We start from the raw sequence: 21,218 nt of genomic DNA, 5'->3' as shown, positions 1-21,218 counted from the left end.
GACAGGTTTTCAATGCGTAGGCAGGCAATAGCATTGGGCATCGGGCTTGCACTGTTGTGCAATGCATCCGCGCGCGCGCAGCTCGCCCCGCAGGTCAACCCCGGCGCCATCCAGACCGACATCGACCGCCAGCGGCAGCAACTCGAGCGGCAGAGCCAACCGCCCAAACTCCAGGGCCCCGGCGTGGTCGGCGGCGAGCGGGAAAAGACCCAAACCCTGAAGCCAGGTGGTCCAAAATTCCTGCTGCGCAAGCTTGAGTTCGATTCATCCAAGTTCATTACGCCCGAAGAGCTCGATGAGATTGCGAAGAAATATATCGGCAAGAACGCCGACATCGCGACACTTCAGCAGGTCGTAGCCGATATCAACGCGGTCTACGCCGAACGCGGGATCGTCACGGGGATCGCGACGCTGCCGGATCAGGATGCCAAGGGCGGGATCGTTCGCATCAAGCTGACGGAAGGTCGTCTGCAAAAGACCACCATCGAAGGCAACAAGCAGACGTCGACGTCCTATATCCTGCCGCGCGTCCAGGCGCCGGAAGGTGAAGTCCTCGATGTGCCGAAGCTCAACCGCGATGTGATCTGGTTCAATCGAACCAACGACGTGCAGATCAAGGCGTTGTTGCAGCCGGGGACCAGCTTCGGCCTGACCGACCTGCAATTCGCCGTGCTCGAACCACCCACCGATACACTGCAATTATTTACCGACAATCAGGGTGTCCAGAACACCGGCCGGTTCGAGGGCGGCGCGTTTTACCGGCGTCACGGCCTGTTCGGCGTGGACGATCGCCTGACGTTCTATGGGGTGAGGTCGGACGGCAATCTCAACGGCAACGTCGCCTACAACATTCCGGTAAACCCCTGGGGCGGCCGCGTCGGCCTGAGTTACACGCAAGGCAAGATCAAGATCATCGACGGACCGTTCGTCGCGCTCGACGTAACCGGGCGGTCGACCCAGGCCTCCATCAATTTCAGCCAGCCGGCCTGGGTTACCCAGAATTGGCTGCTGCTGCTCAACGCGGCCCAGACCGACGGCAATACGGTAAGCCGGTTTAGCACCGTCGCGGTTACCAGCGACCGCTATCAGCGATCCACGGGCGGGTTTTCGCTCACCAATTCCGGCAACAATTATTCCATCACCGTCTCGCCGTCGATGAACTACATCGAGTGGCACGATTACATCCTGAACGGCAACCGAACCTTCAATACCTATACCGGCAGTGCGATAGCGACGGGGGTGGGTCCTGCCAATTTCAGCGCCAATCTCTTGGGCAGCTGGCAATATTCGCCGACGAAGCTGTTGCCGGGCGACCAGATCTTTTCGATCGGCGGCCCGACCACGGTGCGCGGCTATCCCACCAATGCGGTGGCAGGCGACAGCGGCTACTACGTCAACGCTGAACTGCACTACAACTGGTCGGCCATTCTCAAGGGCCTGGACACGTATGTGTTCACCGATTGGGGCGCGGTGTACTCGACATTCCCCGGCATCGTGGAATTGGCTTCGATCGGGGCGGGGTTCTCGTGGACGATGGCGCCGTCGCTGACGTTCGAGGGCAGCTATGCAACGCCCCTGAAACTGGCGATCTCCACCCAGCGGCACTACGAATACTATGGCCGGTTCATCTTCCGGCCCCTGCTGATGTTCCCCAAGCAAAACGTGCCCGGATAGGAACGCCGCCAGGATTCTGGCGAGCCCGCCCCGAAACATCCCGGCTAATGTTCTGACGTCCCCGGTGACCGCGCTGCCGTTCTCGACGCGCGCCCGGGAAATGCTATGCAGGGCACGTGAGCGATTTCCAGGGAGTTCGTACGATGCCCAACCCATCTCGGCGCGTCGCCGTCGTCGGCCTTGGTCCGATCGGGCGGAAGGTTGTGGAAGCCCTGGATCAAGGCATCGACGGTCTGGTCCTCGCGGCGGTATCGGTTCAGGACCCGGCGAAGCATGGCGATTTTCTCGCCAAATTGAAGCGATCGCCCGCCGTCTTGCCGATCGACGAGCTCTGCGCGGCGGCCGATATCGTGATCGAGTGCGCGCCCAGCAAGCTCGTGCGATCGATTGTTATCCCGTTCGTGAGCCGCGGTAAAACTGCGATCGTCCTGAGCGTGGGCGCGCTTCTCGAGAACGAGGATCTGATTGCGCTGGCCAGGCAGAACGGCGGCCAGATCGTCGTGCCGACCGGTGCGCTGATCGGTCTCGACGCGGTCACCGCCGCGGCGGAAGGCAATATCCAGTCGGTCAGGATGGTGACGCGAAAGCCGCTCAACGGCCTCGCCGGGGCTCCCTATCTGGTCGAAAACAACATCGACATTGCCGGCATCACCGAGCCCTTGAAGATTTTCGAGGGCACCGCCCGTGATGCCGCCAAGGGCTTCCCGGCGAATCTCAATGTGGCCGTGGCGCTGTCACTGGCGGGCCTTGGGCCCGACCGGACCACGCTGCAGATTTGGGCCGATCCAACCGTGACCCGAAATGTGCACCGCGTTGAAGTGGAATCGGATTCCGCGCGCTTTTCGATGACGATAGAGAACATTCCCTCGGAAAACCCCAAGACCGGCCGCATCACGGCACTCTCGGTCATTGCCTATCTGCGCAAGCAAGGTTCAGCTTTACGCGTCGGAACCTGAGGATTCAGGCGGTGAGGGGGAGGCCTCACTTCGCGAGCGACATCCAGCGCTCCGTGGCGCCGATCGCCGCCGACCAAAGCTGGTCCGCAGGCTGACCGCGGTGCAGCGCTTTGCCGATCTCGCAAATCGCCATGAATGCACCAGAGCGCGCCTCTTCGACCTCCAGCGGCTGCTCGCCGCTTCCCTGAACCAGGCCGACCAGTCCGTTCAGTATCGGCAAGGCCAACTGCGCCGGCTGATCTTCGGCAGCTTTCAAGGCATCCAGCACGCGCGTCGCTTTTTCGAGATCACTCATGGCCATTTGGCAAAGCCCGAGGGATGAAAGGCCCAGGATAACAGGCTGGGCCGGCTAATCGTCCAATACTGGCGGAAGGGGTGGGATTCGAACCCACGGTACCCTTGCAGGCACGCCGGTTTTCAAGACCGGTGCCTTAAACCACTCGGCCACCCTTCCAAACCAGTAATTTCAGTCGCTTAGCGTAGGGCGGAGTCGAACGCAATGCGAACGTGGACCCAATTTGAGGATGACGCTCCTGAGGAAGAGAGCAGGGCACGTTGTCCGTGGGTCGATCCGATGCAGGATTTGCGGTCGACCGGGCGAGAGTTGCTGCCAACGCCGCTCGCTCGCCGTCTCAATACTTGGCGACGACCGGACCGCTGCCGAATTTGTAGTTCACACCGACGCGTCCGACGTGATCGCGCACGTCAGTGGCCAGCGTGAGGGGACCGAATCCAGGCTGGGTTACCGTGTAGGTGACGTTGCCGAGGTCGACGTAAAGATACTCGGCCTTGGCACTCCAATTGCCGCCGAGCGCGGCCTCGATGCCGCCGCCGATGGTCCAGCCGGTCTTGGTGCTGTTGAACTGTGATGTCTGGTTCAGGGGCGGACTCTGCTGGTTGATGGTGGTCTTGATCTCACCGAACGCAGCACCACCCGTGACGTAGAACAGCGCGGGTCCGGCGGCATAGCCCAGCCGCCCGCGCGCCGTTGCGAGCCACGACATCTCCTGGGTGAAATTCTGCGTCAGGGTGCCCAGCGTCGGCTGGCATAGTCTACAGATCGTGTCCTTCTGGCCGCTCCACTGAAAGTCGCCTTCCAGACCCAGCACGACACTGCTGACCTGCCAATTGTAGCCGGCCTGCGCGCCACCGACGACGCCATCGGGCGCGATGGTGAGTTGATCGTTGGGAAGTGCAAAGGTCTGGACGCCAGCATTGCGGGCGACGCCATAGCCGACATTGCCGCCGACGTAAGCGCCGGTCCAGTTGTAGCCGAGCAGAGCGGGAGCTTTGGCGAACATAGGCGCAGCTGCCGGGGCCGGCGGGGCGCCAAATCTATAGTTCACGCCGACGCGTCCGACATGGTTGCGCACGTCGCTGGTGGCGACTTGCGTACCGCCGCCGAAGGCGAGAGGGATGATCTGCGTGTTCGAAACACTGCCGAGATCGACGTAGAGATATTCGACCTTGGCCGTCCAGTTGCCGGCCAGCGCTGCCTCGACGCCGCCGCCGGCGGTCCATCCCGTCTTACTATTGGTTGCGGTTGCCGACGGCGCTCCGAAGCAGCAATCCAGGGTCTGCCGGATTTCCCCATACGCCAAGCCGCCGGTGGCATAGAACAGGGCCGGGCCGGCCGCATATCCCAACCGCCCGCGCACGGTTCCGAACCACGGCATCTCCTGGGCGACGCCACGACCAATAACGCCAGGAGGGAAACTGATGCAGTTAAAGCAATACGAATCCCGTTGGTCCGTCCACTGCCAGTCGGCTTCGGCGCCGAGCACCCAATTGCCTGCCTGCCAATTATATCCGACCTGCAGGCCACCGAGCACGCCGCGCGGGGCGAGTGTTACCCTGTCGGTCGGAGGTGCGCCGAAGAACGGTTCGCTGGAATTGTGTCCGACGCCATATCCGAAATTGCCGCCAACATAGAAACCCGTCCAGCTATAGACGGATGCGACTATCGGAGCCTTTGCCGTCCTGGCGGGAAGATCCGCCGCTTGAGCGGTTACGACCGTAGCGATTGCGATCGCCATACCAAGCGGCACACGCTTCATTCCCAGCACCCATTTAATCGTATGACCCGATTCACTCTATCAAATCGCGCGGAAGCGTGTGTGACCGCGCCGCAACACCTGAGCGGGAATCATATTACTGTGGCGATGGTTGGATAAATCGCTCGTCTGCGCGCAGGCGGAGAAGTGGGCGCCAACCCGAAGTGCGCATGCGGCGGCACGTTATGTTGAGCAGGTGCTAATTGGCGGCCAGCCCTTCAATGCCAACCTTCAATGCCAAGTGGAGCATTCGTCGGATGCGCCCCGCGTTGATGCCGGAGCACTGGGCCCGTCAGTTGCCTACCGGCGGTCTAGCCGAGCGCGAACGCCAGCAGGCTCGAGCACAGCAGCACCAGGCTGGCCGTGGTCAGTGCTAGGAATCCGTTGGAGACCAAATCGTGGTTGCGCATGATACACCTGCCACTCTGGATGCTCGTCCGAATTTATTAAAGCTTTCCGAATCTCCCGCCTCGAAGGAGGTGATGAGTCTTTCTACCCGGGGCCAATGCCCCAGGCAGGACCTGAAACTCAGGCCCGGGAACGATAGCCTTCGAATGCATGGGCCAGGAAAATCGCCGCGCTCACCAGGCCCATAATCGCTGTAACCGTCTCAATCATCGCACAAATCCTTTGCGCCCCTGCACGCACAGAACGACCGCGGCGTTGCACAGTCAAAAAGATTCAGTGGCCGAAACGACAGATCCGGGCCGAGTGATGATTTGCTGCAACAGATTGTCTGAAAGCGGGACAGGGCAGGGATGGTCTGAGGGCGATCGTCACAATGAAGCCCGTAAACCGCCGGGGGACCACGGCAAACCCAAGGCGACCACGCGGGTAGCAACCATTGATTCACCACGGCGGCGCGCACCGCATTTCCGCCGTGTTCGGGTTGCGATATCTTTACGACTTGGTGCGGAGGTGGGCCGTATCAAGGAATCAGGCCATGCAGCCTCAACGTAGGCATGCGGCCGTGGGAATGGTATTGGGGCGAATGGGGATTCGACGGCCGAAATCGATGGTCCGGGTGGCGCGTGGCGCTGCTGCCGCGGCCGCCTGTCTCTTACTTGCCAATTGCGCCTCGTCGGGCAAGTTCGCGAGCCGCGTCGATCCCAAGTACGGCGTTTCCTCGAGCCCCCGGGTGGTGGCGATGGGCGAGCCCGTGCCGAAGGGCGGCGGCACCTACCGAATCGGCAAACCCTACACCGTGGCGGGGCGGGTCTACGTGCCCGAGGAAGACCCCGACTATCGCGCGGAGGGCATGGCCTCCTGGTACGGCGACGATTTCCATGGCCGGTTGACCGCTAATGGCGAAGTATTCGACATGCTCTCGCTGACCGCAGCCCATCCAACGCTGCCGATCCCCAGCTACGCCCGCGTCACCAATTTGCGTAACGGCAAATCGCTGGTCGTCCGCGTCAATGACCGCGGCCCATACCATGGCAATCGCCTCATCGACGTCTCGAACAAGGCGGCTGAACTGCTTGATTTCAAAAGCAATGGTGTCGCCAAGGTCCGCGTTGAGTATGTCGGGCGGGCCCCCCTGGAGGGTTCCGACGATCGCCAGCTGATGGCGACCTTGCGGACCGGCGTTCCGGCACCGTCACCGTCCACGGTGCGGGTGGCTTCTACCCGGCCGTTCGTTCCCGAGATGCCGTCATCCGCGGGCCGGATCCGGGGTGAGGTTCCGATGCCTGAGGGACGGCCCTATAGCCTCGGCAACACGTCGGCGGACTACGCCTCGATCAATGCGACCTCGGAAATGTCGACCTCCAACCGCACCCGGGGCCGGGCGTTGGAAAATCCGCGTGCGGTCTCTTATGAAAACGAGCCGGGCTATGCGGCCGCGCCGCGCTCGGCGTATCTGCCGATCGATCCGCGCGGCCCGAGCGAGGTTCTGAGCGGGCGCGGGCTCTACTGATTCTTCAGGAAGGCTATCAAAGCGGCGTTGACCTCATCGGGCCGTTCCTGCTGAACCCAGTGACCGGCGCCGTCGATGATCAGCTTTTGCCGCAGGTTAGGCAGCACCCGCTCCAGTTCCGTGACGCGCTTGGCGCCGATCAGGCCGGTGATAACGGAATCTTTCGATCCCGCGACGAACAATGACGGCTGATGGATCTGGGCACCTTGCCAGGGGGCGGTGAGTTCCCAGTTTCGGTCGAGATTGCGGTACCAGTTCAGTCCGCCGCGGAAGCCCGACTCCCTGTAGACCTTGGCAAAATAGGCGATGTCGGCCTCATCGAGCCAATCCGGCAGCTTCACGACGGGGCCGATGTTGCCGAGAAAGCCCTTGCCCTCGGTGACGTAGAGCGCGGCCGGGTCGGACACCCCGCGCCCGAGCACCAGGCGCATGGTCAAGGCGACATCCCGTTCGAACTCGGCCTCGGCAACACCCGGGGTCTGAAAGTATTGCCAATAGAAATTGGTGATCCCACCGTCGCGCAGGCTGTCCAGCGGCCGGCCGCGGCCGCGGAACGGGGGCGGTACGCTGAGGCCCGCGACCTTCGTAAAGACGTCCGGGCGGAACATCGCCGCGTGCCAGGCAACGGGCGCGCCCCAATCATGGCCGACAATGACGGCCTGCCTTTCGCCGAGGGCCGACACCAGCGCGACCATATCGCCGACATTGTCGAAGATGCTGTAAGCCCCGACATCAGCGGGCGCGCTGCTGCGGCCAAAGCCGCGCATGTCCGGCGCCACGACATGGAAACCGGCTGCCGCGATCGCAGGGATCTGGTGCCGCCACGAATAGGACAATTCCGGCCAGCCGTGACAAAGCAGCACCAGCGGACCCTGACCTTGCTCGAGCACAAACAACTCGATCCCGTTGGCGGAAATGGTGCGTGAGGATGGCATCGCGTTTCCGCCCTGTTTTTCGTATCTTGTCGGGAAATTGCAGCGCCCCCGAAGGATACGGTCGTTCGGTCGGCGCCGCAATCGGATCGGCTGATCCACAAGTCCGAAAACCTGTGTTGTTTGCGATACTTCCAACTGTTAGAACGCCGGGATTCAGGACATCGCCAATGGCTGCCGACAGACCCGTTTCCCGCAAATCTGACGCCGCGGCCGCACGTCCGTGGCGGGGCCTGATCACGGCCACGCTGGCACTGGCCGTCGGCTGGGGCGGGATTGTCTACGCCGCCAACAACAGCGTGCAGGGCGCCAAGAAGGAAGCGGAGGGTGGCTTCGACGGCGACGCGCCAACCGCGATCCTGATCGAGGCCACCAGCGGCAGCGTGTTGTTCGAAAAGAGCGCCGACGAGCTGCGGGCGCCGTCGAGCATGTTGAAGCTGATGACGACCGAGGTGGTGTTCAACGCCGTCAAGACCGGCAAGGTCAAGCTTACCGACGAATACCGCATCAGCGAAAACGCCTGGCGCAAAGGCGGCGCTCCGGCGGGCGGCTCGACCATGTTTGCCATCCTCAACAGCAAGGTTTCGGTCGACGATCTGCTGAAGGGCGCGATCATCCAGAGCGGCAATGATTCCTGCATCGCGCTCGCCGAGGGGATGGCTGGAAACGAGAAGATCTTTGCCGCCGAATTCTTGACCAAGCGGGCACGCGAGCTCGGTATGACCAGGTCGACCTTCGGCAATTCCAACGGGTTGCCCGATCCCGCCAACAAGATGACGGTGCGCGAACTGGCTGTCCTTGCGCGCCATATCATTCAAACCTATCCGGACATGTACAAGCTGTTCGCGGAGAGGGAGTTCACCTGGAACAAGATCCGGCAACAGAACCGCAATCCGCTGCTGAACTCGCTTAGCGGTGCCGACGGGCTGAAGACTGGTTACACCAAGGAGGGCGGCTACGGGATGGTCGGCTCCGCCGTCCAGAACGACATCCGGCTGATTGTCGTGATCAACGGGCTTGAAGACCCCGACGATCGCGCGTCGGAAGCCAAGAAAATGCTGGAATGGGGGTTCCGCAATTTCGAGGCGCGGACGCTGTTCGCGGCCAATCAGCAGGTCGGATACGCCAAGGTGTTCGGCGGTGAAAGCCGGTCGGTCAAGCTGGCGAGCCGCGAGCCGATCAAGGTGATGGTGCCGAAGAACGGCAGCGAGAAACTGATCGCGCGCCTGGTCTATAGCGGCCCGGTGCGGGCGCCGGTCGCCGAGGGCCAGCCGGTCGGAGTGGTGCGGGTCTGGCGCGGCGGCAATGTCGCAATGGAGGCGCCGGTCTATGCTGCGGAGGCGGTCGCGACCGGTTCGACGATGCGCCGGGCGATCGATGGCGCCAGCGAGCTTGTCATCGGCATGTTCCGCGCGAGCGCAGAGAAGCTCTGATTATGGCCGAAGCAACGGTGAGCCGGCCTTCGGGACGCGGGAAGTTCATTTCGTTCGAAGGCGGCGAGGGCTCCGGAAAGTCCACGCAGATCAAGAAACTTGCCGACCGCCTTACAACGGCAAAGCTGCGCGCGATCGTCACCCGCGAGCCCGGCGGCTCGCCGGGCGCCGAAATCATCCGTCATCTCGTGCTGTCGGGCATGGGCAAATTGCTCGGGCCGGAGGCGGAAACGCTGCTGTTTGCCGCCGCCCGCGACGACCATGTGCGCACGGTGATTCAGCCGGCGCTCAGCCAGGGGATCTGGGTGCTGTGCGACCGGTTTTCGGATTCGACGCGTGCCTATCAGGGCCGGCTGGGGCAGGTCTCGCCCGCCGTGCTCAACGCCATGCAGCGGGTCACCATCGGCGATCTCAAGCCGGACCTGACCATCATCCTTGATATCCCCGTTGAAGTCGGACTGAAGCGCGCCGCCGCCCGCCGCGGCACCGGCGCTCCCGACCGTTTCGAAGCGGAGGACGTCAAGTTCCACCAGGATCTGCGCGACGCCTACAAGCAGATCGCCACAGAAGATCCGCAGCGCTGCGCGCTGATCGACGCCAATGCCGATACCGATACGGTCGCCGCCCGCGTCTGGAAGGCGTTGCGCGATCACCTGTTCGCGATTTCCTCGACGGCGAGTTCCACATGAGCGCCCGTAAGGTCGAGCAGGAGACCGCAGTCCGGCATCCCCGCGAAACGCCTGACCTGTTCGGGCATCGCGATGCCGAGACCGCGCTGCTCAACGCCTATCGCAGCGGCCGCATTTCGCATGCCTGGCTGATCGGCGGCGCGCAGGGCATCGGCAAGGCGACGCTGGCCTATCGCATGGCGCGGTTCGTGCTGACGCATCCCAACCCGTTGTCGCCAGCAGTGCAACGCGCGGAGACGCTGGCCGTCGATCCCGCCGATCCCGTTGCGCGGCAGGTTACCAATGGCGCCCATGGCGGGCTGTTGGTGCTGGAGCGCAGCCTCAACGACCGCGGCGTGATGCGCACCGTCATCACCGTCGACGAGACGCGCGAGACGATCTCGTTCTTCGGCTCGACCGCAGCGGTCGATGGCTGGCGGGTCTGCATCGTCGATACCGTCGACGAACTCAATCCTAATGCGGCGAACGCGCTGCTCAAGATCCTCGAAGAGCCGCCGCAGCGATCGCTGTTCCTGCTCGTCAGTCATTCGCCGGCGCGGGCGCTGCCGACCATCCTGTCCCGTTGCCGCAAATTGCCGCTGCGACCGCTGGCGACCGAAGACGTTATCGGCGCCGCCGCACAGGCTGCGAACATGATGGCCGATGATCCGGCGCTCGCGGAAGCCGCCGAAGCCGCGGAGGGGAGCGTCTCGCGCGCGGTCACGCTGCTCGGCGGCGATGCGCTCAAGCTGCAGCAACGGACCGCGGCGCTGCTCGCCACCCTGCCAAATGTCGACCCGCGCGAATTGCACGCGCTCGGTGACGCGCTCGGCGGCAGCGACCGCGTGGCCCTGGCGGCCTTCGTCGACGGCGTCGATCGCTGGATTAGCGAAAAGCTGCGCGCGGATAACGCCAACGCCAACCTGCCGCGCCTTGCACGGCTGGCGGAGGTATGGGAAAAGATCATCCGCGCCGCGCGCGATACGGAATCGTACAATCTGGAACGAAAACCGCTGGTTTTCTCGGTGTTCGGGATGCTCGCGGAAGCCACGCGGTGACGCTCCGTTCGATATAATCCGGACAATCTGATTTGAACGTTTAAAGGAAATTCGTGGTGGCGAAGGCTAAAAAGAAAACCTCCAAAAAGAAAAAGGCCAAGGCCCGCAAGTCTTCGCCTGCGCGTACCACCAAAAAGGCGGGCGCTAAAAAACGCGCCATGAAAACATCGCGCAAGGCGTCGAAGAAGGCTGCCAAGAAAGCCGTCAAGAAATCCGTGAAGAAGACGGCAAGGAAAGCCGTGAAGAAGTCGGCGGCGAAGAAGGCCGCCAAGAAGCCTGCGAAGAAATCGTCGAAAAAATCCGCGAAGAAAACGATATCGAAGACGCGCGCCACCGCGCCCAAGAATAATACTCCCAAGAATACGCCCGAGAATGCGCCCAGGGAAATAGTCGCGGCCGCAAAGCCGCCATCCGCACCGAAGCGCCCGAAGGCTGCCACGCCGCGCGCGAAGGCGCCCGTTGCCGCAACGCCAGCGGTGGCGACGCCACGCAACAGTTACTTCGTCACGACGCCGATCTTCTATCCGAACGGCATACCGCACATCGGGCATGCCTATACCGCGATGGTCACCGACGCGATCGCCCGCTTTCAGCGGCTCGACGGCTTCGATGTCCGCTTTCTGACGGGCACCGACGAGCACGGCCTCAAGATGCAGCAAACCGCGGTTGCGGAAGGCCTCACGCCGCTCGCTCTTGCGGATCGCAACTCCGCGCGCTTCCGCGACATGATGACCGCGCTCAACATCTCATATGACGATTACATCCGCACCACCGAGCCGCGCCACGAACAGGCTTGCCAGGCACTCTGGCGCGCGATCGAGAACAACGGCGATATCTATCTCGGCAAGTATGCCGGCTGGTATTCGGTGCGTCAGGAAGCCTATTTCGACGAAACGGAAACCACCGTCGACGCCGACGGTGTTCGCCGCGAGCCGCTAGGCTCGCCGGTCGAGTGGACCGAGGAAGAGACCTATTTCTTCCGTCTGTCGGCCTATCAGGACAAGTTGCTCGACCTCTATGCGCGCGTTCCCGACTTCGTGCTCCCCCGCGAGCGGCTGAACGAAGTCGCGAGCTTTGTCAGAGGTGGTTTGCAGGACCTGTCGGTCTCGCGGACGACGTTCGACTGGGGCATCAAGGTGCCGGGCTCCCCAGCTCATGTCATGTACGTGTGGTTGGATGCGTTGACGAATTATATCACGGCCGCCGGCTATCCGGATGTCGAAGGCGCCGACTTCAAGCGTTACTGGCCGGCAAATCTGCATGTCACCGGCAAGGATATCGTGCGTTTCCACGCCGTATACTGGCCCGCTTTCCTGATGTCGGCCGGCGTCGAGGTTCCGCAACGGGTCTTCAGCCACGGCTTCCTGCTCAACCGCGGCGAGAAGATGTCGAAATCTGTCGGCAACGTCGTCGATCCCTTCGCCATGGCGGCGCAATACGGCGTCGATCAGGTGCGCTATTTCTTCATGCGCGAAGTGTCGTTCGGCCAGGACGGCAGCTACAACCACGAGGCCATCGTCACTCGGACGAATGCCGACCTCGCCAACGATCTCGGCAATCTGGCGCAGCGTTCGCTTTCGATGATCGCCAAGCAACTCGGCGGCATCCTGCCGGAGCCTGGCGAGTTCAGCGACAACGACAAGGCGATCCTGGCGCAGGCCGACGCCATGCTGGAGGCGTCGCGCACGGCGATGGCGACACAGCAGATCCATCAATGGCTGAGCGCCGTGTGGGCCGTGGTGGCGGAAGCCAACCGCTATTTCGCGGGCGAGGCGCCGTGGGCGCTGGCGAAGACCGATCCGGCGCGGCAGAAGACCGTCCTGTACGTGACCGCGGAAGTCGCGCGCCAGGTCGCCATCCTGGCACAGCCGGTGATGCCGGAATCCTCCGGCAAGCTGCTGGACAGCCTCGGTATCCCCCAAGATATCAAGTCGCGTAATTTTGCGGCACTACCCACGCGCATCGCCGCAGGTACAGCCTTGCCGGCGCCGGTCGGGGTGTTTCCACGCTACGTCGAACCAAAGGCAGATTGATCGGTTCGAACGCCATGCTCGTCGACAGCCACTGTCATCTCGACTTTCCCGATTTTGCCGAGGATCTCGACGGCATCATTGCGCGTGCCGAGAGCGCCGGAATCGGCCGCATCGTCACCATTTCGACGCGGGTGAGGCGGCTTGGCGGCTTGCTGCAAATCGCCGAGCGGTTTCCGAACGTCTATTGCTCGGTCGGAACCCATCCGCATCACGCCGACGAGGAAGACGGCATTCCGGCAGCCGAGCTGATCGAACTGACGAAGCATCCCAAGGTGGTCGCGCTGGGCGAGGCGGGGCTGGATAATTTCTACGACGACGGCTCGCCGGAAGCGCAGGAGCGCGGCTTTCGCGCTCACATCGCCGCCGCGCGCGCAACCGGCCTGCCGCTGATCATTCACACCCGCGACGCCGATGAAGGTTGCGGTCGCATTCTCGAAGAGGAAACGGCCAAGGGACCGTTTCGTGCCGTGCTGCATTGCTACACTGGCGGACGCGAACTGGCGATGAAGGCGATGTCGCTGGGACTTTCGATCTCGTTCACGGGCATCCTGACGTTCAAGAAGTCGGAAGCCTTGCGCGAACTTGCCGCCGAACTGCCGGCCGACCGCATCATGGTCGAAACCGACGCGCCTTATCTCGCGCCCGGCAAATTCCGTGGCAAGCGCAACGAGCCATCCTACGTGGTCGAAGTGGCCAGAGTGCTGGCGGAGGCGCGCGGGGTTTCGCTTGAGGAGATCTCGCGGCAGACCACCGAAAATTTCTTCCGGCTGTTTTCCAAGGTACCCGCGCCGAAAGCGGCCGCATGACGCTGACGCTGACAATCCTTGGCTGTGGTTCCTCCGCCGGCGTGCCGCGTCCGGCGCTGGGGTGGGGCGCCTGCGATCCCAACAACCCCAGGAATCGGCGCCGCCGTTGTTCGCTGCTGGTTGAGCGCACGGGCGCCCACGGCACCACGCGGATCGTAATCGACACTTCGCCTGACCTGCGCGAGCAATTGATCGACGCCAATGTCGACCATATCGACGCGGTGTTCCTGACGCATGAGCACGCCGACCAGACCCATGGCATCGATGATCTGCGTTCCGTCGTGCTGCACCAGCGCCGCCGCATTCCCGTCTACTTCAATCAGTCGACCGCGAAAGACATCATGGCGCGGTTCTCCTATTGCTTCATCGCGCCCGAGGGTAGCGATTACCCGCCGATCCTGACGCGTCATTCCATCGAAGCCGGCGAGAGGCACACTACTGAGGGGAAGGGCGGCCCGGTGAAGCTTTCCGCCTTCCTAGTTCACCACGGCAAGATTCCCGCGCTGGGATTTCGCATTGGGGATGCCGCCTACACACCCGACCTCCACGACATTCCCGAGGAGAGCTGGCCGGCGCTGGAAAACCTCGAACTCTGGATCATCGACGGGCTGCGCTACGCCGGGCATCCCAGCCATTTCAGCATCAACGATGCACTGTCGTGGATCGAGCGCTTCAAGCCGCGCCGCGCCGTCATCACCAACATGCATTCCGACCTCGATTACGAGGTGCTGCGCCAGAGCCTGCCGGCCGGCGTGATCCCGGCTTTTGACGGGATGCGCCTGACGCTGGAGCGGGCGGGCTAAGGCCCAGGCGGCGCGGCGGAACTTCGTCGGCACGAACTGATTATCACCGGAGTTCCGCTTCCAGGAGTGAGCCGAGATGATCCGCCGCCTGTTGGCCGCACCGGTCCTGTGGGTCTGGCTGATATTGCCAGCGACCGCCCTGGACGCCGCGTCGATCAACAATGCAGAATTTGAATCTGCAAAACCTCCGGCAGAAAGGAAAGTCGATCCTCTCGTCATCAAGGTCCAGGTCCTGCTCGATCGCGCGCGTTTCTCTCCAGGAGAAATCGACGGCAAGCTCGGCGAAAACGCGCAGAAGGCTTTGAAGGCTTTCGCCGAGGCGAAGGGCTTGAAGCCTGCACAGGCACTGACAACGGAGGTATGGAAGGCGCTTGCCGGGACAAGTTTGGATGCCGTTGTCATCGAGTACAAGATTTCCAGTGACGACATCAAGGGGCCCTTCCTGGAAAAGCTTCCTGCCAGGATGGAAGCCATGCGGGACCTCAAGACTGTTGGCTATACGACCCCGCGCGAGGGCCTCGCCGAGAAGTTTCACATGAGTGAGGGACTGCTGGAAGCCCTGAACCCCGGAAAGAAGTTCGATAAGGCAGGTGAAGCGGTTTGGGTCACGGCCGTGGCCGGCAACGACGCCAAATTGAAGGCTGAACGGATTGAGGTGGATAAATCGCGCCAGACCGTAAAGGTCTTTGCCTCCTCCGGCGAGCTTGTGGCGTTCTTTCCAGCGACCGTCGGGAGCAAGGAAAAGCCAACCCCCAGCGGTACGCTCAAGGTCGTGTCCGCCGATGCCAACCCGAACTACCGCTATAATCCCGACTACAAATTCAAGGGTGTCAGATCAAAAGAAGCCTTCACCATCAAACCCGGCCCGAACAATCCCGTGGGAAGCTATTGGATAGGGCTTTCAGCGGAGGGGTATGGCATCCACGGCACGTCCAACCCTTCGACGGTCAGCAAGTCTGAATCCAACGGTTGCGTTCGGCTGACCAATTGGGATGCCGGCTTGCTGGGCAAGAGCGTCAAGAAGGGAACAGCGGTCGTCTTCGTCGAGCAGCCGCCGGCGAGCGGAAAGAGCTAGATCGTCCCATCACGATTCAAGCTGCGCCGCTTCTTGTCATCCCCAACAGGATTATGAAGTGCTGCGCCAGACTCTGCAGGCTGGCGTGATCGGGCCATGACGGTTGACGCTGGAGCGGGTGGGGCAAACGGACTACGTTGGGAAGAAAGAGGGGTAGCGTAATGATCGGTCTGTTCTTCGAAGTTCAGACGAGGCCCGGGCACCGGGACCAATATCTCAATCTCGCCGCTTCGTTGAAGCCCGAGCTCGAGGCCATGGGTGGCTGCCTCTTCATCGATCGCTTCAGGAGTTTGACCCAGGAAAACCTGCTGCTGTCCTACCAGATATGGCGGGACGAGGGCGCCCTGACGGCCTGGCGGGCCCATGGCCACCATCACGAGGTCCAGACGGCCGGCCGCGAAAAGGTCTTTTCGGACTACCGCATTCGCGTCGCCCAGGTCGTTCACGAAGAAAGGCCGGGACAACCTGTCTGGCAGCCGAAGAAGCGGACGCCCTACAACGATCCTTCGCGCCGTCCGCCGACCTATGTGCTGGCGGCGGAATCGCGAAGCGCCGAACTTCCAGTCGCAACCGATTGGCGCCGTGACGCGTTCACGAGCGTCTATCGCGAAGGACAGTATGCCCACCTGATAGACGTGCCGGACGAAGCACGCGGTGCCGCATTCGGTGCGCGGCTATTTGCCGATCCCACGACCGAGTATTTCCGCATCTTCGAGGTCATGCGCGACTACGGCATGTATGAACGGGCCGAGGCGCCGCAGTATTATCCGCCGGTGACGCGAGGGCCGGCGTAGGTTCGTAGGGTGGGCAAAGCGAAGCGTGCCCACCACTCTCCAGCGAATTTGACGAACGATGGTGGGCACGGCGCCTACGCGCCTTTGCCCACCCTACGGTCTACGAACTCAAGCCGAAATCGCCTTCGCCGAATCCACCTGATTGCGCAGCAGGAATTTTTGAATCTTTCCGGTCGACGTCTTCGGGATGACGCCGAACACGACAGCCTTCGGCGTCTTGAATCCGGACATGTGGCCGCGGCAGAACGCGATGATGTCGGCTTCGGTCGCTTTGGCGCCTTCCTTCAGTTCGACGAAGGCGCAGGGCACTTCGCCCCATTTCGGATCGGGCTTGGCCACTACGGCCGCGAACAGCACGGCCGGGTGCTTGTAGAGGATGTCCTCGACCTCGACGGAGGAGATATTCTCGCCGCCGGAAATGATGATGTCCTTGGAGCGGTCCTTGATGATGACGTAGCCGCTCTCATCGAGCACGCCGAGATCGCCGGTGTGAAACCAGCCGCCGGCAAACGCCTCGCTCGTGGCCTTCTCGTTCTTCAGATACCCCTTCATCACGATATTGCCGCGGAACATCACCTCGCCGATGGTCTCGCCGTCGCGCGGCACTTCGCGCATGGTTTCGGGATCGAGCACGGTGACGCCTTCCTGCAGCGGGTAGGGCACGCCCTGCCGGCGCTTGAGCTGGGCGCGTTGATCGGCCGGCAGTTCGTCCCAGCCCGGCTGTTCGGCGCAGACCGAAGCGGGACCATAGACCTCGGTGAGCCCGTAGACATGCGTCAGCTTGATGCCGATGCTCTCGGCGCCTTCGAGCACGGCAACGGGAGGCGCTGCGCCCGCAATCAACCCGACCACGGGCCGCGCCTTGGCGCCCTTCGGGGCGTCCGGCGCATTGATCAGCGTGTTGTAGACGATCGGCGCGCCGCACATGTGGGTGACGCCGTGTTTGGGGATCAGTTCGAAAATCTTCGACGGGTCCACCTTGCGCAGGCAGACATTGATGCCGGCGGAGGCCGCGACCGTCCACGGAAAGCACCAGCCGTTGCAATGGAACATCGGCAGCGTCCAGAGATAGACCGGATGCTGGCCGAGATTGCCGGCCAGGATGTTGCTGACGGCATTGAGGTAGGCGCCTCGGTGATGGGTCACGACACCTTTCGGGTTGCCCGTGGTGCCCGACGTATAGCTCAGCGCGATCGCGTCCCATTCATCGCCGGGCAGGCGGGCAACGAAGCCAGCATCGCCCTGCGCCACCGCCGCTTCATATTCGAGTTCGCCGATCCGCTTGCCGCCGGCAAATGCTGCGTCGTCGACGTCGATAACGAACGGCTTTGGTCCTTTCATCAGAGTCAGCGCTTCGGCGATGACGCCGGAAAACTCCGGATCGACCAGGATGATTTTGGCGCCGCCGTGATCGAGCTGGAACGCGATCGAGGGCGCGTCGAGCCGGATGTTGAGCGCATTCAGCACCGCGCCCGCCATCGGGACCGCGAAGTGCAGTTCGTTCATCGCCGGGATATTCGGCAGCATCGCCGCCACCGTATCGCCGTGTCCGATGCCGCTGCCGGCGAGGTATGAGGCAAAGCGCCGGCAGCGCTCATAGGTCTGCGACCAGGTGAAGAAGCGGCCCTCATAGACGGTGCTGACGGCATCGGGATAAACAGCCGCGCTGCGGGCGAGGAAGCTCAGCGGCGTCAGCGGCACGTAATTCGCCGGCGTCTTGTCCAATCCGATGCTGTATTGACCTTGGTCTGGAGTTTGGGCTGCGCTCATCGGCTTTGTCCCGCCAGTAAAATTGAACCTACAAGAACCCGATCGAAATCCACGGGAAGATCGCCACAATAATAAGTCCGACCATCAGCGCCAGCAGATAACCCCAGATCGGCCTGATCCCTTCGGCCGGATCGACGCGTCCGATGGCGCAGGCGGCATAATAGCCCACTCCGAACGGCGGCGCGAATAGCCCGATACCCATCGCCAGAATAACGATCATGGCATAGTGAACCTCGTGCACCCCGACCGCACGCGCGATCGGAAACAACAGCGGCCCGAACAGCACGATGGCCGGAATGCCCTCGAGCACGCTGCCGAGGATCACGAAGGCCACGATCGATACCGCGATGAAGGTCGCCGAACCGCCGGGCAGGCCTGTCATCGCCGCCGCCAGCGTCCGCGAGAAGCCGGATTGGGTCAGGCCCCAGGCCATGCCGGTGGCGCAGCCGATGATCAGCAGGATGGCGCCGGACAGGCAGGCCGTCTCGACCAGCATGGGCATGATCCGCCGCCAGTCGAAATTGCGGTAGATCATCAGCCCGTAGATCAGGTAGCCGACGATGAAGGCATAGACGATGCCGATGGTCGATACCTCGGTCGCGGTCGCGATGCCCTCGACCACGGCGTAACGGATCACGAAGGGCAGCGCCACGGCGGGCAGGGCGATGATAAACGCACGGAGGATCTCGCCGCCGCTGGCCCTGGCGACGTGGGTCAGATCCTCGTCGCGGTAGCGCCACCACACCAGCGCCGACAGCGTGATCGCCAGCACCACGCCCGGCAGCAGGCCGCCGGTGAACAGCGCCGCAATCGATACGCCGGTGACCGAGCCGATCGTGATCAGCACCAGGCTCGGCGGGATGGTTTCGGTCTGGGCGCCGGTGGCCGAGAGCAGGGCGACCAGATCGCCCGGCTTGGCGCCCCGCGCCTTCATTTCCGGAAACAGCACCGGCGCCACGGCGGCCATGTCGGCGGCCTTGGAGCCCGAGATGCCCGAAACCAGATACATTGCGCCGACCAGCACGTAATGCAGCCCGCCCCGGACATGGCCCAGCAGGCTCGCCAGGAAGGCCACCATGGCGCGCGCCATGCCGGTCATCTCGATCAGGAGCCCCAGGAATACGAACAGCGGCACCGACAGCAGGATGAGATGGCTCATGCCCTCGTCCATGCGGCCGACTAGCACCATCAGCGGCGTATTGGTGGTCAGCGCCAGGTAGCCGTAAGTCGCCAGCCCAAAGCCGAACGCAATGGGAACGCCCGCGAACACGCAGAAGCCGGCCACGCCGACGAAGAAGATGATCAGGTTGAGGTTGCCGAGCGGCTTCAGCGAGCCCTTCAGCAGCCAGAACACGGCAATGACCAACGCGACCGACAGGATAGCCGCGAAAACGGTACGGGCGTTGCCCGCGCGCGCCAGTCGCAGGAACGCAAACAGCGCCATCAGGGCAATGCCGACCGGCAGCGCCGCCGCCCGCCAGATATTGGTGACCTGCAGCGCCGGCGTGGTGATGTAACTTTCCTCATAGGCGTATTCAAAGGCCGGCCAGGCGATCATCAAGAGGAACGCCAGTGCGGCCGAAGTCGCGACCAGATCGAGATAAGCGCGCAGCGCGGGCTTGGCGCTCGCGACCACGGCCGTCATCCGCATGTGCTCGGCACGCCGGAACGCCACGGCAGCCCCGAGCATCGCCAGCCACAGGAACAGCATCGAGGCCAGTTCGTCCGACCAGATCAACGGCCGGTGCATGCCGTAACGCGCCACCACGCCCGCGAACAGGATGACGATCTCGGCGACGACCAGGAGCGCTGCCGGGATCTCAACCAGCATCCCAAGGAGGTTTTCAATGGACGCGAGCAGCGAGCGGCGGCGAGGGGGCTCAACCACCTCGCCGGTCACGGTCTCGGTCAGTTCGGCATGAGCCATCGCAGCGCCCTGCACCACAGCATGAACCAAAGACAGGATAGGGGTCTGAGGCCCCTATCCGGCTACGACAGCTTGCCGACGGACTTTTCCAGCAGCTCCCAGGCCTGTTCGCCGTATTTGCCCTTCCACTCCGCATAGAAGCCGGCCGTGCGAAGTTTGTCGCGGAACGGGGTCACGTTGGGCTGGTTGAACGCAAGGCCTTTGCCGGCCAATTCCTGCTGCAGGCCGGCATTGAGCTTGGCGACGTCTTCGCGTTCCTTGACGCCCGCCGCATTGATGTTTTTGGCAACGATGGTCCGGACATCCTCCGGGAGTTTTTCCCACGCGCGGCGGTTGGCCAGGAACCAGAAGCCGTCCCACATGTGGTTGGTCAGCGAACAGAATTTCTGAACTTCGTAGAGTTTGGCGGTCGAGATGATCGCCAGCGGATTTTCCTGGCCCTCGACGATCTTGGTCTGCAGCGCGGAATAGACTTCGCTGAAATTGATCGAGGCGGGCGCTGCATCGAACGCCTTGAACATCGAGGTCCAGAGCGGCGAAACCGGCACCCGGATCTTGAAGCCCTTGAGGTCCTCAGGCCCGTTGATCGGCTTGGTCGAGGACGTGGTCTGTCGGAACCCGTTGTCCCAGATCTTGTCCATGACCACGAGGTTGGCCTTGGTGATCTCGCCGCGGACGTGAGCGCCCAGCCCGCCATCCATGGCCTTCCAGACCGTGTCGTAATCCGGGAAAGCGAAGCCAATGCCGCTGATGGACGCCGCCGGCACCAGCGTCGCCAGGATCAGGCCTGACAGCGTGAAGAATTCGACGCCGCCGGATCTGATCTGGCTGAGCATGTCGGTGTCGGAACCGAGCTGGTTGTTCGGGAAAATCTGCAGGTCGAACCGGCCATTGGTCTCGGCCTTGATCGCCGCCGCCATCTCCTTGGCGCGGGTGTTCAACGGATGGCCGTCCGGGAGATTGTTGGCGTATTTGTAGGTGAATTCGGCGGTCTGGGCACGCGCCACAAACGGGGCGCCGATGCCACCGAAAACCGCTGATACCGCGGATGCCTTGAGAAGCGTGCGTCGTGAAAAGCTCATCTGGTTTTCTCCCTTGAGGGTTGTTGTTCTTGAGACCCAATCCGTGCGGACCGGCTGCTGCGTGGGCATTGCGAGCGATATCGCCGGGGCGGCTTATTGCAGCGTCCGCGGGCCGCGGCAATATCGGTTTTCGGGACGCAGCCGCGAGCAGTCATGCGTTTGTTTTTGCGAGCTGTCTGGGGCCGCGTTCTGGATCGAAGAAACCGGGCCAATCTGACCTGGCTTGGAAGGAGTT

The 21,218-nt window shown here is 62.7% G+C and carries 18 protein-coding genes and 1 tRNA gene; 11 read left to right on the top strand and 8 right to left on the bottom strand.

Annotated features, from left to right (window positions below; translation table 11 throughout):
• Positions 1 to 12: 12 nt before the first annotated feature.
• Both ABIE49_RS00635 and ABIE49_RS00630 read left to right on the top strand, forming a co-directional pair.
• Entirely contained in the window at positions 13 to 1,674 is a 1,662-nt protein-coding gene (locus ABIE49_RS00635) for a ShlB/FhaC/HecB family hemolysin secretion/activation protein (protein ID WP_192735973.1), read from the top strand.
• A gap of 143 nt (positions 1,675 to 1,817) precedes the next feature.
• The gene (locus tag ABIE49_RS00630; RefSeq protein ID WP_192735972.1) at positions 1,818 to 2,630 is read left to right on the top strand and encodes an aspartate dehydrogenase; all 813 of its coding nucleotides are present in this window, start codon (positions 1,818 to 1,820) and stop codon (positions 2,628 to 2,630) included.
• A 25-nt stretch (positions 2,631 to 2,655) separates the two neighbouring features.
• Here the strand turns inward: ABIE49_RS00630 and ABIE49_RS00625 are convergent, their stop codons facing one another.
• The 3 genes from ABIE49_RS00625 to ABIE49_RS00615 all read right to left on the bottom strand — a co-directional run bounded on the left by ABIE49_RS00625 (position 2,656) and on the right by ABIE49_RS00615 (position 4,687).
• The gene (locus ABIE49_RS00625) at positions 2,656 to 2,925 is read right to left on the bottom strand and encodes a hypothetical protein (RefSeq protein ID WP_192735971.1); all 270 of its coding nucleotides are present in this window, start codon (positions 2,923 to 2,925) and stop codon (positions 2,656 to 2,658) included.
• A 69-nt stretch (positions 2,926 to 2,994) separates the two neighbouring features.
• Positions 2,995 to 3,084 (bottom strand) — tRNA-Ser (locus ABIE49_RS00620).
• A gap of 178 nt (positions 3,085 to 3,262) precedes the next feature.
• A complete protein-coding gene (locus tag ABIE49_RS00615) occupies positions 3,263 to 4,687 on the bottom strand; it encodes an outer membrane protein (RefSeq protein WP_192735970.1) in 1,425 nt (474 codons plus the stop codon).
• A gap of 988 nt (positions 4,688 to 5,675) precedes the next feature.
• Between ABIE49_RS00615 and ABIE49_RS00610 the strand changes: the two genes are divergently transcribed.
• On the top strand, positions 5,676 to 6,602 hold the full coding sequence (locus ABIE49_RS00610) for a septal ring lytic transglycosylase RlpA family protein (protein WP_192736124.1): 927 nt from the start codon (positions 5,676 to 5,678) through the stop codon (positions 6,600 to 6,602).
• Here ABIE49_RS00610 and ABIE49_RS00605 read toward each other — a convergent pair.
• Positions 6,596 to 7,537 carry an alpha/beta fold hydrolase gene (locus tag ABIE49_RS00605; RefSeq protein WP_192735969.1) on the bottom strand — a complete coding sequence of 314 codons (942 nt, stop codon included), beginning with the start codon at positions 7,535 to 7,537 and terminating at the stop codon, positions 6,596 to 6,598. The two genes, ABIE49_RS00610 and ABIE49_RS00605, sit on opposite strands and share 7 nt — an antisense overlap.
• A gap of 167 nt (positions 7,538 to 7,704) precedes the next feature.
• Here ABIE49_RS00605 and ABIE49_RS00600 point away from each other — a divergent pair, with 167 nt between their 5' ends.
• Genes ABIE49_RS00600 through ABIE49_RS00590 form a run of 3 tightly spaced genes read left to right on the top strand, consistent with a single transcriptional unit; the run spans position 7,705 to position 10,693 of the window.
• Complete coding sequence (locus ABIE49_RS00600; RefSeq protein WP_192735968.1) at positions 7,705 to 8,967, top strand: D-alanyl-D-alanine carboxypeptidase family protein; 1,263 nt, start codon at positions 7,705 to 7,707, stop codon at positions 8,965 to 8,967.
• A 2-nt stretch (positions 8,968 to 8,969) separates the two neighbouring features.
• The gene (tmk, locus tag ABIE49_RS00595) at positions 8,970 to 9,656 is read left to right on the top strand and encodes a dTMP kinase (RefSeq protein WP_192735967.1); all 687 of its coding nucleotides are present in this window, start codon (positions 8,970 to 8,972) and stop codon (positions 9,654 to 9,656) included.
• Positions 9,653 to 10,693 carry a DNA polymerase III subunit delta' gene (locus ABIE49_RS00590; protein WP_192735966.1) on the top strand — a complete coding sequence of 347 codons (1,041 nt, stop codon included), beginning with the start codon at positions 9,653 to 9,655 and terminating at the stop codon, positions 10,691 to 10,693. Before tmk ends, ABIE49_RS00590 begins: the two co-directional genes overlap by 4 nt.
• Positions 10,694 to 10,733: 40 nt before the next feature.
• On the opposite strand, the gene ABIE49_RS00585 is transcribed toward ABIE49_RS00590, so the two are convergent.
• A complete protein-coding gene (locus tag ABIE49_RS00585; protein ID WP_354066528.1) occupies positions 10,734 to 11,186 on the bottom strand; it encodes a hypothetical protein in 453 nt (150 codons plus the stop codon).
• Here ABIE49_RS00585 and metG point away from each other — a divergent pair.
• From metG to ABIE49_RS00560, 5 genes are all read left to right on the top strand, one after another.
• Positions 11,170 to 12,726 carry a methionine--tRNA ligase gene (gene metG, locus ABIE49_RS00580; RefSeq protein ID WP_354066527.1) on the top strand — a complete coding sequence of 519 codons (1,557 nt, stop codon included), beginning with the start codon at positions 11,170 to 11,172 and terminating at the stop codon, positions 12,724 to 12,726. The two genes, ABIE49_RS00585 and metG, sit on opposite strands and share 17 nt — an antisense overlap.
• Before the next feature lie 14 nt (positions 12,727 to 12,740).
• On the top strand, positions 12,741 to 13,532 hold the full coding sequence (locus ABIE49_RS00575; RefSeq protein ID WP_192735964.1) for a TatD family hydrolase: 792 nt from the start codon (positions 12,741 to 12,743) through the stop codon (positions 13,530 to 13,532).
• The gene (locus tag ABIE49_RS00570) at positions 13,529 to 14,335 is read left to right on the top strand and encodes an MBL fold metallo-hydrolase (protein ID WP_192735963.1); all 807 of its coding nucleotides are present in this window, start codon (positions 13,529 to 13,531) and stop codon (positions 14,333 to 14,335) included. Before ABIE49_RS00575 ends, ABIE49_RS00570 begins: the two co-directional genes overlap by 4 nt.
• A 76-nt stretch (positions 14,336 to 14,411) precedes the next feature.
• On the top strand, positions 14,412 to 15,410 hold the full coding sequence (locus tag ABIE49_RS00565; protein ID WP_192735962.1) for a L,D-transpeptidase family protein: 999 nt from the start codon (positions 14,412 to 14,414) through the stop codon (positions 15,408 to 15,410).
• 161 nt (positions 15,411 to 15,571) lie between these two features.
• On the top strand, positions 15,572 to 16,204 hold the full coding sequence (locus ABIE49_RS00560; protein WP_192735961.1) for an antibiotic biosynthesis monooxygenase family protein: 633 nt from the start codon (positions 15,572 to 15,574) through the stop codon (positions 16,202 to 16,204).
• A 108-nt stretch (positions 16,205 to 16,312) separates the two neighbouring features.
• On the opposite strand, the gene ABIE49_RS00555 is transcribed toward ABIE49_RS00560, so the two are convergent.
• The 3 genes from ABIE49_RS00555 to ABIE49_RS00545 all read right to left on the bottom strand — a co-directional run bounded on the left by ABIE49_RS00555 (position 16,313) and on the right by ABIE49_RS00545 (position 20,983).
• Positions 16,313 to 17,974, bottom strand: coding sequence for an acyl-CoA synthetase (locus ABIE49_RS00555; protein WP_192735960.1), 1,662 nt, complete (start codon positions 17,972 to 17,974; stop codon positions 16,313 to 16,315).
• Between the two features lie 28 nt (positions 17,975 to 18,002).
• Positions 18,003 to 19,901 (bottom strand): TRAP transporter large permease, encoded by a 1,899-nt coding sequence (locus ABIE49_RS00550; RefSeq protein ID WP_192735959.1) that lies wholly within the window; start codon positions 19,899 to 19,901, stop codon positions 18,003 to 18,005.
• Positions 19,902 to 19,963: 62 nt separating this feature from the next.
• Complete coding sequence (locus tag ABIE49_RS00545) at positions 19,964 to 20,983, bottom strand: TRAP transporter substrate-binding protein (RefSeq protein WP_192735958.1); 1,020 nt, start codon at positions 20,981 to 20,983, stop codon at positions 19,964 to 19,966.
• Positions 20,984 to 21,218: the final 235 nt, after the last annotated feature.

The organism is Bradyrhizobium sp. OAE829, from assembly GCF_040546575.1.
Taxonomy (GTDB): domain Bacteria; phylum Pseudomonadota; class Alphaproteobacteria; order Rhizobiales; family Xanthobacteraceae; genus Bradyrhizobium.
This window is presented reverse-complemented; position numbering and strand designations above follow the sequence as displayed.

Excerpts from the sequence above, each read along its gene's own strand:
- ABIE49_RS00550 (WP_192735959.1), bottom strand. The coding sequence starts at position 19,901 with ATGGCTCATGCCGAACTGACCGAGACCGTGACCGGCGAGGTGGTTGAG.
- ABIE49_RS00545 (WP_192735958.1), bottom strand. The coding sequence starts at position 20,983 with ATGAGCTTTTCACGACGCACGCTTCTCAAGGCATCCGCGGTATCAGCG.
- ABIE49_RS00625 (WP_192735971.1), bottom strand. The coding sequence starts at position 2,925 with ATGAGTGATCTCGAAAAAGCGACGCGCGTGCTGGATGCCTTGAAAGCT.
- ABIE49_RS00565 (WP_192735962.1), top strand. The coding sequence starts at position 14,412 with ATGATCCGCCGCCTGTTGGCCGCACCGGTCCTGTGGGTCTGGCTGATA.
- ABIE49_RS00610 (WP_192736124.1), top strand. The coding sequence starts at position 5,676 with ATGGGGATTCGACGGCCGAAATCGATGGTCCGGGTGGCGCGTGGCGCT.
- ABIE49_RS00630 (WP_192735972.1), top strand. The coding sequence starts at position 1,818 with ATGCCCAACCCATCTCGGCGCGTCGCCGTCGTCGGCCTTGGTCCGATC.
- ABIE49_RS00590 (WP_192735966.1), top strand. The coding sequence starts at position 9,653 with ATGAGCGCCCGTAAGGTCGAGCAGGAGACCGCAGTCCGGCATCCCCGC.
- ABIE49_RS00635 (WP_192735973.1), top strand. The coding sequence starts at position 13 with ATGCGTAGGCAGGCAATAGCATTGGGCATCGGGCTTGCACTGTTGTGC.
- ABIE49_RS00600 (WP_192735968.1), top strand. The coding sequence starts at position 7,705 with ATGGCTGCCGACAGACCCGTTTCCCGCAAATCTGACGCCGCGGCCGCA.
- ABIE49_RS00560 (WP_192735961.1), top strand. The coding sequence starts at position 15,572 with ATGATCGGTCTGTTCTTCGAAGTTCAGACGAGGCCCGGGCACCGGGAC.
- ABIE49_RS00575 (WP_192735964.1), top strand. The coding sequence starts at position 12,741 with ATGCTCGTCGACAGCCACTGTCATCTCGACTTTCCCGATTTTGCCGAG.
- ABIE49_RS00570 (WP_192735963.1), top strand. The coding sequence starts at position 13,529 with ATGACGCTGACGCTGACAATCCTTGGCTGTGGTTCCTCCGCCGGCGTG.
- ABIE49_RS00605 (WP_192735969.1), bottom strand. The coding sequence starts at position 7,537 with ATGCCATCCTCACGCACCATTTCCGCCAACGGGATCGAGTTGTTTGTG.
- ABIE49_RS00615 (WP_192735970.1), bottom strand. The coding sequence starts at position 4,687 with ATGAAGCGTGTGCCGCTTGGTATGGCGATCGCAATCGCTACGGTCGTA.
- tmk (WP_192735967.1), top strand. The coding sequence starts at position 8,970 with ATGGCCGAAGCAACGGTGAGCCGGCCTTCGGGACGCGGGAAGTTCATT.
- ABIE49_RS00555 (WP_192735960.1), bottom strand. The coding sequence starts at position 17,974 with ATGAGCGCAGCCCAAACTCCAGACCAAGGTCAATACAGCATCGGATTG.